Genomic DNA, 12603 nt, shown 5'->3' on the forward strand with positions numbered 1-12603 from the left:
CCCCGCGGGGTCGAAACGTCTTCTAATCTCGCCCCATGCGGAAAGCTGTGTGGGTCCTCGTCGCCGTCGTCGTGATCGCGTTGCTGGGCTTCTTCGTCGCGCCGTGGCTCTACGGCAACTTCATTGCGGAGGACGACGCGCCGGCTGCCTCGGTATCGACGTCCGGCGCGGAGGCCGCAACCGGTGAGCTCGACGGCGAGTGGACCGTGACCCCGGGCGCCGATCCCAACCGGACCGCGGCGGGTTACACAGTGCACGAGATCCTGAGAGGCGCCGACGTCACCGTGGTGGGGAGCACCGACCAGGTTTCGGGCACTGCAACGATCGCCGACGAATCTCTCACCGCAGCCGAGATCACCGTCCGGGTCGACGGTATCGCCACCGACATCTCCCAACGCGACGGTCAGTTCCGCGGCATGGTGATGGACACCGCGAACCACCCGACCGCGACCTTCACGTTGACCGAGCCCGTGGATGTGTCGTCCTTGCCGACGGACGGCACCGTCGCCACCGTGCCGGCGACCGGCATCCTCACTCTGCGCGGCGAGGAGCGCACCGTGACGGTGGACGTCGACGTTCTGCGCACCGGCGGGAGCATCGTGGCGTCGGGCAGCATTCCTGCCACCTGGACCGACTGGGGCATCGAGCCTCCGAACCTCGGATTCGTCGCTGTCGACGAGTCCGGAAGTGTGGACTTCCTGATCACCCTCGAGACGGTGAACTGACCGTCTTCGACTGCGTCGGAGTCCATCCGGGCGGCCCGAAGGCGTAGCCGAGTTTGTGGCGCCAGGATGTCGCCGACCGCCAGTCGCGCGCAATCGCCCGGTACTCGTGAGTCTGCAGATCCCAGATATCGAAGGTGCCCACGGGCGTTGTGAGCCCGTACACGGGCCGTTGCCGCTCGGCCTTGAACGTGCCGAACATCCGGTCCCAGATGATGAGGATGCCCGCGTAGTTCCGGTCGAGGTACTCGGGATCCGACCCGTGGTGCACCCGGTGGTGCGACGGCGTATTGAACACGAACTCGATCGGCGGGGGCAGTGTGCTCACTCGCTCGGTGTGCACGAAGAACTGGTAGACGAGACTTACGGAGAACCCCACGAACACCATCCAGGGCGGGATGCCGAGGAGGGGCAACGGCAACCACATGATGATCTCGCCGCTGTTGTTCCATTTCTGGCGCAGAGCGGTTGCGTAGTTGAAGTACTCACTCGAATGGTGCGCTTGATGAGTCGCCCAGACGAGCCGAACCCGATGCGCCATCCGGTGATACCAGTACCAGAGGAAGTCGATCCCCAGCAGCAGGATCACCCACGTGTACCAGGCGTCGGCGGGCAGGTGCCACGGTGCGACGTACACCCACAGTGCCGAGTATCCGATGAGTGCGAGCACCTTCCAGCCGGCGCTCGTCACGATCGAGATCAGCCCCATCGAGAGGCTTGCCCGCGCATCGCGCATCTCGTATCCACCGCGCGGGGGGCGGACGCGTCCGTCGGGTCCCGGCTCGGCGTGCTCCAGCGCGCGGGCCGCGACCCACTCGAGAATCAGGAACAGCGCAAACGCCGGTATCGCGAGGGCGACGGGGTCGTGCAACGGTTCGAGCAGCGATCCCCACGCGCTGAACAGGGTCTCCCTCATTGCGGGGCCTCCAGGTAGTACGTGGACGACCGTCCAATGTACTCCACCTGTGGCACCCGTCACTATTGCTGGGCGGGTTGTGCGGATTTCCCCCAGTATTGGTAGGGATTAGCGGTCGAATGTTGCAGGGAGAGCAGAGTGCATATCAGCGCAAGGGTCGATTACGCCGTGCGGACCCTACTCGAGCTCGCCGCATGTGACGGCGGCCCGGCCAAGGCGGAAATGCTGGCGACCGCCCAGTCGATCCCGCACAAATTCCTCGAGGCCGTGCTCGCCGATCTTCGCCGGGGTGGTCTCGTTCGCAGTCGTCGGGGTCCGGATGGGGGTTATTGGTTGGCGCGACCGGCCGACGAGATCTCCATCGCCGACATCATTCGCACGGTGGAAGGACCACTCGCGTCGGTGCGGGGGGAGCGGCCGGAGAGTGTGGAGTACACGGGGGCGGCCGAACGGCTGCGGGACGTATGGATTGCGGTGCGGGTGAACCTGCGTGCGGTGCTCGAGGATGTGACGCTCGCGGATGTTGTTGCGGACGAGCTGTCGGAGTTCGTTCGCGACCTGACCTCGGATCCGGGCGCATGGGAGCGCCGCGTGGTGTGAGCTGCATTACTCGCGGCGATCAGGTGTGGCCGATCGCATAAATATTGCAGAACTCTGCAAAGTTACACGGCTCTGCAAAATCTGTACCGTTGTTGGAGTGAGCACTCAACTCGGATTGCGCGACCGCAAGAAAGCCGCCACCCGCGCGGCTCTCGCGGACGCCGCTGCCGAACTCGCGCGCGAACACGGCCTGCATGAGGTCACTGCAGATGCGATCGCCGCCAGGGCCGGCGTCTCGACACGCACCTTCCACAACTACTTCGCGAGCAAGGAAGAAGCGGTCCTCGTGCACTTCGAGGGCCTGATCGAAACCTGGATCGATCTTCTTCGGCACCGCCCTGCGGACGAGCCCATCATGTCTTCGCTCGAGGAATGTGCCGTCGGGCTCGTGACCGACCCGCAGTGGTCGTTCGACGACATCAGCACCTGCGTCGCGTTCGTCGAGGAGGGCTCGGGTAACGAATCCCGACACATCGAGGTCGCGAAACGCTCATCGCAGCTGCTCGTCGATGTCATCGCCGAGCGTACGGGCACTGATCCGGCCACGGATATCTACCCCAACCTGGTGCACTACGTCAGTTTGGGAGCGATCAAATCGGCCATCGAGATGTCCATGGCGAATTCCGCGTCCTCACCCGAACACCTCATCCGGGAAGCCTTCGAGCTGCTGCGACGGGGATTCTCGTAACACCCCCCACGACCACGACCATGTTCGATCGAAGAAAGGGTGCCTGCCGTGGCGACCTACCTCTACCGGATAGGCAAGTTCGCTTACCGGCGTAAAGGCGCAGTCCTCTCGTTCTGGATCGCGTTGCTCGTCCTCTTCGGAGTCGGCGCAGCAACGCTGTCCGGCCCGACGACCGACTCGTTCACCCTGCCCGGCACCCCCGCGCAGCAGACGCAGGATCTGATGGCCGAGCGGTTCCCGACGGCCGAAGACCCGATGAACGCACTCAGCGCACGGTACGTCTTCGCCGCGCCCGACGGACAGACCCTCGACACCCCCGAGAACATGGCGGCCATCGACGAGACTCTCGCCGCGATCCGCGGGATCGATACGGTTTCCGCGCCTGCCAAGGTCGACCCGGCCACCGCCACCCCCGAACAACAGGCAGGCGTTCTGACCAACCCGGTCACGGCAGACGCCGGTCTCACTCAGCAGATGCTGGGACTGGCCGCGCAGCAGGGCACACCCGAGGAGGCCGCGCGCGCCGATGCACAGGCCCTGTCGCCGCTCAGCGCCGACCGCACCGTCGGTTTCGTCACCGTGCCGTTCGACGGCGAAATGACCGACGTCGACCAGGCCATGCGCGACCAGATCGCCGCAGCTGCGGACATCGCTCGTGATGCAGGTCTGACCGTGCAGGTCAGCGGCACCGCCGCAGCCGAGATGACGATGCCCGGCGGCACCGCGGAACTCATCGGTATCGGCATCGCCGCGATCGTGCTCACCCTCACCTTCGGCTCACTCGTTGCAGCCGGTCTGCCGCTGATCACTGCGCTCGTCGGTGTCGGCATCGGAAGCATGGGCATTACCATCGCCACCGGTTTCTTCGACCTGAGTTCGATGACGCCGACACTTGCGATCATGATCGGCCTTGCCGTCGCCATCGACTACTCACTGTTCATCGTCTCGCGCTTCCGGCACGAGCTGCTCAATACCTCCGATCGTGCCGAGGCCGCCGGTCGTGCCGTCGGCACCGCGGGTTCCGCCGTCGTGTTCGCCGGCCTGACCGTCATCATCGCGCTCATGGCGCTGAGCGTCGTCGGCATCCCGTTCCTGTCCGTGATGGGGTACGCCGCCGCATTCACTGTGCTCATGGCAGTGCTCATCGCGATCTCGCTGTTGCCCGCCGTGCTCGGTCTCTTCGGTGAAAAGGCATTCGCGGGCCGCATTCCCGGACTGAATTCACGCGACTCCGAGGGCGGTGAGCCCGGCGCTGCACAGAAGTTCATCGGCGCCATCACCCGTCGTCCGCTGATTCCGCTCGTCGCAGGCGTCGTCCTCCTCGGCGTTCTCGCACTCCCCGCGACCGGCCTGCGGCTTGCCCTGCCCACCGAGGCGACGGGCGATCCTGCCACCAGCGCACGCCAGGCCTACGATCTGATCGACGAAGGATTCGGACCGGGACGCAACGGCCCGCTCGTCGTTGTCGCCGATGCCCGCGACGCGGACGTTCCGGCAGACGCCGTCTTCGGTGCGGTCCTCGGCTCGCTGTACGAGCACGAAGAGGTCGTCAACGCCCAGATCGTCGCGGTGAACGAAGCCGGTGACACCGCGCAGATTCTCATCACGCCGCGAAGCGGCCCGACCGATCCTGCAACGATGGATCTCGTCTCGGAGATTCGCGCCGACGAAGCAGCGCTGAACGACGAGTACGGCCTCTCGTACGGCGTGACGGGTCAGACCGCGCTGGAAGGTGACGTGTCGGAGAGCCTGCAGAGCGCGCTCGTCCCGTACCTCGCGGTGGTCGTGGGTCTCGCATTCATCCTGCTCATGCTCGTGTTCCGCTCGATCCTGGTGCCGCTCACCGCGACACTCGGCTTCCTGCTGAGCGTCCTGGCCACCTTCGGCGCGACCGTGGCGGTCTTCCAGAACGGCTTCGGCGGTCTCATCTCGAACCCGCAGCCGATCGTGAGCTTCATGCCGATCATCCTCATCGGCGTGGTGTTCGGCCTGGCCATGGACTACCAGGTGTTCCTGGTGACCCGCATGCGCGAGGACTATGTACACGGTGCATCCGCCTTGGACGCGGTGCGCAGTGGCTTCGCGCACGGCGCCCGCGTGGTGAGCGCCGCCGCGATCATCATGATCTCGGTGTTCGCCGCGTTCATCGCCGAACCGGATTCGCTGATCAAGTCCATCGGCTTCGCGCTTGCCGCCGCCGTCTTCTTCGACGCGTTCATCGTCCGCATGGTGATCATCCCGTCGGTGATGGCATTGCTCGGAGACAAGGCGTGGTGGCTGCCGAAGTGGCTCGACAAGATCCTGCCGAACGTCGACGTCGAGGGCGAGAAGCTCACGCGCGAGCTGGAAGCCGTTGGCGCGACCCCGGAGTCCAGCCGGGTGTGAGGTCCGCGAGGTTCGTCCGGAGACGCAGGTAGCGTATTGCCCATGTTGGTTCGGCTGTTACGGCGCTTTCTCGTGCGCTACAAGGGTTCGCTCATAGCTGTGGTCATGCTGCAGCTCGCGGCCACCACGGGCATGCTGCTGTTGCCGAGCTTGAACGCCGACCTGATCGATCAGGGCGTGGCAGTCGGCGATATCGACTACATCATGCGTACCGGGCTCCTCATGCTGGGGATCAGCGCGGTGGAGGTCGGCTGCTCCATAGGCGCCGTGTACTTCGCTGCGCGAGCCGCCATGTCGTTCGGACGAGACGTCCGGCTGGCGCTCGTGCAGCGGGTCGGCGGGTTCTCCGCCCGCGAATTCGGCACCTTCGGAGCGCCGTCGCTGATCACCCGCAACACCAACGACGTACAGCAGGTTCAGATGCTCGTGCTGATGACCTGCACCATCGTGGTGACCTCCCCGATCATGGGCGTCGGCGGCATCATCATGGCGTTGCGCGAAGACGTCGGCACTTCCCTGGTACTGGCGGTTGCGGTACCGGCCCTGATCCTGACGATGGTCGTGCTCATCGCACTGATGCTGCCGGGATTCCGGGTCATGCAGATAAGGCTCGACGGGGTCAATCGGGTGCTGCGCGAACAGGTCAGCGGCATCCGTGTCGTGCGGGCCTTCGTTCGCGACGACACCGAGAAGGCCCGCTTCGACCGCGCCAACGACGATCTCACCGCGACGGCGCTGCGCGTCGGCCGCGTCAATTCGGTGCTGTATCCGGCGGTGCTGCTCATTGCGAACGTCAGTACCGTCGCTGTGGTGTGGGTCGGCGGTGCCAGGATCGATTCCGGCTCCATGCAGGTCGGCTCGATCACCGCGATGATCACCTACGTGGCGCAGATCCTCATGGCTGTCCTCATGTCGTCGTTCATCGCGATGATGATGCCGCGCGCAAGCGTGTGCGCAGGGCGCATCCTCGAGGTCCTCGACACCGAACCGACCGTCGCGGCACCGACGGAACCGGTGCGCGAACTCGGCGCTCGGATCGACGTCGAACTACGGGGTGCCGGGTTCTCCTATCCGGGTGCCGACGCGCCCGTGCTGCGCGACATCAGCTTCCGGGCCGAGCCCGGCACCACCACCGCGATCATCGGCGGTACCGGGTCGGGCAAGAGCACATTGATGCGTCTGATCCCGCGACTCATCGACGTCACCGACGGGCAGGTGCTGGTATCGGGTGTCGACGTCAGGCGCCTCGATCCCGAGGTGCTGCGGTCGCGGATCTCCGTCGTGCCGCAGAAGGCGTATTTGTTCTCGGGCACGATCGCCGACAATCTCCGCTACGGCCGCGCCGACGCGAGCGACGACGAACTGTGGCACGCACTCGAAGTGGCTCAGGCCGCCGAGTTCGTCCACGCCATGCCGGACCGGCTCGAATCGGTGTTGTCACAGGGGGGCACCACCGTCTCGGGCGGGCAGCGACAGCGACTCGCGATCGCCCGCGCACTGGTACGTAAACCCGCCATCTATCTGTTCGATGACGCGTTCTCGGCGCTCGACCCTGCGACCGACGCGCGACTGCGCGCGGCGCTGGAACCCGAAACGCGCAACGCGTGCGTCTTCATCGTCGCTCAGCGTGTTTCGACGGTGCAGGACGCGGATCGCATCGTCGTTCTCGACGGCGGCGCCATGGTCGCGACCGGGACGCACCTCGGACTGCTCGGTCGTTCCCAGACGTACACCGAGATCGTCGAATCGCAGAGAATGGCCGCCGTATGACGTCGCCCGACACGGCCGGACAACAGGCCGCCCCGCAGTCACGTCTGGGCGTGATCATCCGCATCCTCGGTCTGCTGCATCCGCATCGGTACGTCGTGTATTCGGTGATGATCGCGGCGTTGCTCGGTGTGGTGAGCTCGTCGATCGCGCCCCTCGTGCTCGGCCGAGGTACCGACATCATCTTCAACGGTGTGATCGGGATGCAGTTGCAGGCGGGGCTCTCGAAGGATGCCGCGATCGCGCAGCTACGTGCGGAGGGTCGCGACCAGTTCGCCGACATGGTCGCCGGAATGAACGTGATCCCCGGAGTAGGAATCGATTTCACGAGTCTGGGGCGCACCCTCGTCATCGTCCTCGCCCTCTACCTGTTGTCGTCCGCGCTGATCTGGGTTGCGGCGTACGGATTGAACGAGATCGTGCAGCGCACCGTGCGGGACATGCGCGCGAGCGTCGAGCGGAAGATCCATCGTCTGCCGCTGCGTTACTTCGATACGCATTCGCGCGGTGATCTGCTCAGCCGTGTCACCAATGACATCGACAACGTGTCGACGGGTATGCAGGAGTCCATCAGCCAGTTGGTGCTGGCGGTGTTCACCCTTCTCGGGCTCGTGGTGATGATGTTCTGGATTTCGCCGCTGCTCGCGGTGATCGCGCTGTTGCTCGTCCCTGCCGCGGCCGTGGTGACGATTCTCGTGGCGAAGCGTTCACGCAAGCATTTCGCGGCGCAATGGGATGCGACGGGCACGCTCAACGGGCAGATCGAGGAGTCGTTCACCGGGCACGAGCTCATCACCGCGTACGGCCGGACCGAGGAGATCGAACGGCGATTCACCGCAACCAACGACACGCTGTTCCAGGCTGCGTACCGGGCCCAGTTCGTGTCGGGACTGGTGATGCCGCTGGTGACTTTCCTGAGCAACATCGGATATGTCGTCGTGGCGGTCATCGGTGGTCTGCGTGTGGCGTCGGGCACGTCGACGCTCGGTGAGATCCAGGCGATGATCCAGTATTCGCGGCAGCTGTCGCAGCCCCTCGCCCAGATCGGCGCGATGATCAATCTCTTGCAGTCGGCCGCGGCATCCGCCACCCGCGTGTTCGCGGTCCTCGACGAGGAAGAGCAGGAGCCCGAGCCCGCGGCGCCCACGATGCCGTGGAGCAGGCACGGCCTCGTCGAGTTCGAGAACGTGTCGTTTTCGTACACTCCGGAACGCCCGCTCATCGAGAACCTGACGTTGCGCGCCGAGCCAGGGCAGATGATCGCGATCGTCGGACCGACCGGGGCGGGTAAGACCACGCTGGTGAATCTGATCCTGCGCTTCTACGAGGTGAATTCGGGCCGGATCCTCGTCGACGGTGTGGACATCACGGGGATGCTCCGCGAGGAGTTACGTACCCGGATCGGCATCGTGCTGCAGGACACCTGGCTGTTCGGGGGCACGATCCGCGAGAACATCGCCTACGGCAATCCCTACGCAACCGAGAACCAGATCATGTCGGCCGCACGGATGAGCTACGTCGACCGGTTCGTGCGGGCTCTGCCCGACGGTTACGACACGATCGTCGACGAGGAAGCCGGAAGCCTCAGTGCCGGTGAGCGGCAGCTCATCACGATCGCCCGGGCGTTCGTGTCGAAGCCCTCGATCCTGATCCTCGACGAGGCCACGAGTTCGGTCGACACGCGCACCGAACTCCTCGTGCAGCAGGCCACCGCGCGGTTGCGCGACGATCGCACGAGTTTCGTGATCGCCCACCGCTTGTCGACGATTCGCGACGCGGATCGGATCGTGGTGATGGAGGACGGCCGGATCGTCGAGCAGGGCGCTCACGAGGATCTGCTCCAGCGGGGCGGCGCGTATTCGCGCCTCTACGAGGCGCAGTTCAAGGCACTCGTCGACTGACCATCAGGTGTCGCGGTCGTTGCTCTCGAGCTGCTTGATCCGGTCCGCGGCCTGCTTCAACCGCTTCTTGCGCTCTTCGTTCTCGGATTCTTTCAACTCTTCGTAGAGCTCCTCGTCGGAGTCGCTGTAGTTGAAGATCAATCGAGGTAGTCCCAGGGTCACGACCAGGCTGGGCCAGACCAGCCAGGCGTGGTCCCAATCGAACACATTGTTCAGTACGAGGAACGTCACGAGGGTGATGCCGATGATCACCCAGTCGAGGGATTCGACCAGATTTCCTCGCCGGAGCAGAGACGACAGCTCTGTCTCGGCGCTGCGTGACGGAGTGCCGACGGGTGTGGTTTCGGCGATCTCGGTGGATACCTTCCGGATCCGGTTGTCGACCACTTCCAACGGTGCGCCTCCCGGAAGTCCGCGGAATGCATTGCGGAGGGGGTCGAGCGCGCGGGCAGCCGCGATCTCGCCGGAACGCTCGTAGAATTCGTCGGCATCCAGCCGCCCCGCCGCGAAGTGCTCACTGATGACGTTCAAGGCATGCAGCCGTTCGTCGTCGCTCAATCGCAGATCATGTTCGTCGGGCCGGTCCGTCATGTCGTTCGCCTCCCCGGAATGGTGTGTAGTCGAATCCTACGGCTGACGGAGCACTTCCCGCGCCGTGCGACGGACCGCCGCGGTGAGGGCGTCGAGGACGGGGGAGTCCAGTCTCCAGCGCTGCCAGTACAGCGGGACGTCGAGCGGGTGGTCGGGTGCGAGACTCACCAGATCGGTGTTGTCGGTGAGCATCGGATCAGGAAGCATGCCCCAGCCGAGTCCGAGGCGCGCGGCATCGACGAATTCGAGTGCCCCGGGAACGTAGTTGCGGGGTGCCGTAATCCGGCGACGGGTTCGCTTGCGCAGGAATCGATCCTGCATATCGTCCTTGCGATCGAAGGTCAGCATCGGTGCCTTCTGCAGCTCCTCCGGGGACATGCCGTCGGGAAACCACCGCTCGGCGAAGTCGACACTGGCCATTGCGTGATACCGCATCGATCCGAGCTCCTCGGAGGTGCAGCCCTGCACGGGTTCGGGGACGGAGGTCACCGCAGCCATCGCGGTGCCGTCGCGGAGCAATGCGGTGGAGTGGTATTCGTCCTCGCGGTGCAGTTCGAACAGGGCGCGGTGGCGGACCGGCATGCGTGCAAGCGCGCGCAGCATCCATGTGGACATCGAATCGGCATTGACCACAAGGGGAATCGTCACGTAGGCGTGTTCGTCGGCGGTGAAGCCGAGTTCTTCGGAGGCGTCCTGTTCGAGTCGCGCGACCTGCCGCGCCAGACGCATCACCACTTCGCCGGACGGAGTGGCGGACACCGGGCGGGTGCGGCGCAGCAGAACCTGGCCCACGTGCTGTTCGAGGGCCTTGATGCGCTGGCTCACCGCCGACGGTGTGATCCGCAGGACCGCAGCGGCTCCGTCGAAGGTGCCTTCGTCGAGGACTGCCGCGAAGGTCCGCAGCTGGGAGAAGTCGACGTCCATATGAAGCAACTCTAATGCAGCGTTAGCTGAATCAATTGTTCTTATGATGGCCGGATTCCTAGCGTGGAACGCATGTCCCTTCTCGCCGCCGGCTTCGTCACAGGTCTGTCACTGATCGTCGCGATCGGTGCGCAGAACGCGTTCGTTCTGCGCATGGCCATCGCGCGACGACACGTGCTGCCCGTGATCGCAGTGTGCGCGATCTCCGATGCGCTCCTCATCACGGCGGGTATCGCGGGAATTGCGACGATCCTCGATCACGCACCCGGCGTCATCGATGTGATCCGTTGGGCAGGAGCCGCTTTCCTCATCGGATATGGGCTGCTCGCCGCGCGGCGTGCGCTGCGTCCTTCGGCGTTGTCGGCTGCACCCGGTGGCGCTGTCACGATCGGTGCCGCGCTACTGACCTGCCTCGCACTCACCTGGCTCAACCCTCACACCTACCTCGACACCGTGTTGATGGTCGGATCCGTCGCCAACCACTACGGAAACCCCGGACGCTGGTGGTTCGGTGCGGGAGCCATCGCCGCGAGTGCCGTGTGGTTCGCCGCCCTCGGGTACGGCGCGCGTTACCTGCGCAATTGGTTCGCCAAGCCAGGATCCTGGCGGATTCTCGACGGCAGTGTCGCGGTCCTGATGTTCGGTCTCGGCGCCGGGCTCGTGGTGTCCTCCTGAGAGCTGCGCTACGCGCGAGGAGCGGTGCCACGCCTGCGATAGCCCAACGGCTCGAGGTGGGTGAACACCGTCACTCCGGGCAACGCGTCCCGAAGATCGGCTTCGAGCCGGTCGAGTAGTTCGTGCCCGGCACGCACCGACCAGTCGCCCGGCGCCCGCACCGTCAGATACACGAAGCGCTGGCGACCCGACTCACGCGTGCGGGCGGGAAGGAACTCCACCGGCTCCGATGTGCGATACCGGTCGAGTACCGCGTTCACGACGGCGACATCCTCCGCGGGGAGTGAGGCATCGAGCATGCCTACGACGGACTGCCTCACGAGCCCGTACCCGATGCGCAGGATGTTCAGGGCCACCACGATCGCCACGATCGGATCGAGCACGTCCCACCCCGAGACTGCCACCAGCGCTACGCCCGCCAATACCCCCACCGACGTCCACACGTCCGTGTGGAGATGTTTGCCGTCGGCGACCAGTGTGATCGACCGGTGTTTCCTGCCTTCACGGATCAGCACGAAGCCGACCACGAGGTTGATCACGGATGACCCGGCCGAGAGCGCAAGACCGAGGCCGGCTTCTTCGACAGGCTGCGGCGACAGCAGTCGCGCGATCGACGTCCACAGGATTGCGGCCGCGGCCGCGAAGATCATCGTGCCCTCGACGGCAGCGGATAGATACTCGGCCTTACCGTGACCGAAATCGTGGTTGAAGTCGGCGGGCTTCGCAGCCAGCCGCAACGCGAGCAGACCCACGATCGCTGCGACCAGGTTGACGCCGGACTCGAGGGCGTCGGAGAACAGACCCACCGATCCCGTCAACCACGCAGCGAGCGATTTCAGGGCCATCGTGGCCAGCGCCGCCGCGACCGACAACCACATGAACCGCATGAGCAGCCGATGCGACTGCGCCGAGACCACCGTCGTGTCAGTTCTTGACGAGGTTGTACTGCAGCCCGGTGACTTCCGTTGCCCGGATCTCGACGTAGTCGTATTTCGGCGTCGGAACCCACGGGGTCAGGCCCAGCGCATCGATTTTCGCGGCATCGTCAAAGCTCCGCAGCACATGGGCGCTGCCGTGCACGACGATGCTCCACGCGGTGTCCTCGTGGATGTGATCGACCTGGAACGCCACTTTCGGGTGGACAGCCAGTTCGGACAGTTTGCTCCCCTCTCCGGTGCGGAAGTACACCTTGCCGTCCGACACGACATAGTTGACGGGATAGATCTCGGGGCGCTCACCCACGACCGTGACGAGGCGTCCCACCTTCTCGGACGCGAGTCGTTCCCAGGCCTGTTCATCGGACAGGCGAACGACGGGCTGATCCGATTTCGGGAAATCGCTCATCGCTGCTCCTACTCGAATTTCGACGCTGCCCTTCCACCACATCACGAACGTACGCCCAGCGCAGAAGTACCACATGCAGTTACGGTGAGA

General features: G+C 65.0%; 12 protein-coding genes. 7 read left to right on the plus strand and 5 right to left on the minus strand.

Annotation, left to right across the window (positions count from 1 at the left end; genetic code table 11):
* Positions 1-35: 35 nt before the first annotated feature.
* Positions 36-725: a YceI family protein gene (locus tag ACSYG9_RS11810; RefSeq protein ID WP_440127319.1), complete on the plus strand. Its 690-nt coding sequence runs from the start codon at positions 36-38 to the stop codon at positions 723-725.
* Here the strand turns inward: ACSYG9_RS11810 and ACSYG9_RS11815 are convergent.
* Complete coding sequence (locus ACSYG9_RS11815; protein ID WP_440127320.1) at positions 703-1638, minus strand: sterol desaturase family protein; 936 nt, start codon at positions 1636-1638, stop codon at positions 703-705. The two genes, ACSYG9_RS11810 and ACSYG9_RS11815, sit on opposite strands and share 23 nt — an antisense overlap.
* A 138-nt stretch (positions 1639-1776) precedes the next feature.
* Between ACSYG9_RS11815 and ACSYG9_RS11820 the strand changes: the two genes are divergently transcribed.
* From ACSYG9_RS11820 to ACSYG9_RS11840, 5 genes are all read left to right on the plus strand, one after another.
* Positions 1777-2238 carry an Rrf2 family transcriptional regulator gene (locus tag ACSYG9_RS11820; protein WP_440127321.1) on the plus strand — a complete coding sequence of 154 codons (462 nt, stop codon included), beginning with the start codon at positions 1777-1779 and terminating at the stop codon, positions 2236-2238.
* A gap of 97 nt (positions 2239-2335) precedes the next feature.
* Entirely contained in the window at positions 2336-2926 is a 591-nt protein-coding gene (locus tag ACSYG9_RS11825; protein ID WP_440127322.1) for a TetR family transcriptional regulator, read from the plus strand.
* Positions 2927-2974: 48 nt separating this feature from the next.
* Positions 2975-5311 carry an MMPL family transporter gene (locus tag ACSYG9_RS11830; protein WP_454842580.1) on the plus strand — a complete coding sequence of 779 codons (2337 nt, stop codon included), beginning with the start codon at positions 2975-2977 and terminating at the stop codon, positions 5309-5311.
* A gap of 42 nt (positions 5312-5353) precedes the next feature.
* A complete protein-coding gene (locus ACSYG9_RS11835; RefSeq protein WP_440127324.1) occupies positions 5354-7081 on the plus strand; it encodes an ABC transporter transmembrane domain-containing protein in 1728 nt (575 codons plus the stop codon).
* Complete coding sequence (locus ACSYG9_RS11840) at positions 7078-8979, plus strand: ABC transporter transmembrane domain-containing protein (RefSeq protein ID WP_440127325.1); 1902 nt, start codon at positions 7078-7080, stop codon at positions 8977-8979. Before ACSYG9_RS11835 ends, ACSYG9_RS11840 begins: the two co-directional genes overlap by 4 nt.
* Before the next feature lie 3 nt (positions 8980-8982).
* On the opposite strand, the gene ACSYG9_RS11845 is transcribed toward ACSYG9_RS11840, so the two are convergent.
* Positions 8983-9570 (minus strand): DUF1707 SHOCT-like domain-containing protein, encoded by a 588-nt coding sequence (locus tag ACSYG9_RS11845; RefSeq protein WP_454842582.1) that lies wholly within the window; start codon positions 9568-9570, stop codon positions 8983-8985.
* 36 nt (positions 9571-9606) lie between these two features.
* Positions 9607-10494 (minus strand): ArgP/LysG family DNA-binding transcriptional regulator, encoded by an 888-nt coding sequence (locus tag ACSYG9_RS11850; RefSeq protein WP_440127327.1) that lies wholly within the window; start codon positions 10492-10494, stop codon positions 9607-9609.
* A gap of 72 nt (positions 10495-10566) precedes the next feature.
* On the opposite strand from ACSYG9_RS11850, the gene ACSYG9_RS11855 reads away from it, so the two are divergent.
* Complete coding sequence (locus ACSYG9_RS11855; RefSeq protein ID WP_454842584.1) at positions 10567-11169, plus strand: LysE/ArgO family amino acid transporter; 603 nt, start codon at positions 10567-10569, stop codon at positions 11167-11169.
* Between the two features lie 8 nt (positions 11170-11177).
* On the opposite strand, the gene ACSYG9_RS11860 is transcribed toward ACSYG9_RS11855, so the two are convergent.
* Positions 11178-12056, minus strand: coding sequence for a cation diffusion facilitator family transporter (locus tag ACSYG9_RS11860; protein WP_454842945.1), 879 nt, complete (start codon positions 12054-12056; stop codon positions 11178-11180).
* Positions 12057-12093: 37 nt separating this feature from the next.
* On the minus strand, positions 12094-12513 hold the full coding sequence (locus tag ACSYG9_RS11865) for a pyridoxamine 5'-phosphate oxidase family protein (RefSeq protein WP_454842585.1): 420 nt from the start codon (positions 12511-12513) through the stop codon (positions 12094-12096).
* Between the last annotated feature and the right edge of the window lie 90 nt (positions 12514-12603).

It is taken from the genome of Rhodococcus sp. SJ-2, from assembly GCF_053750035.1.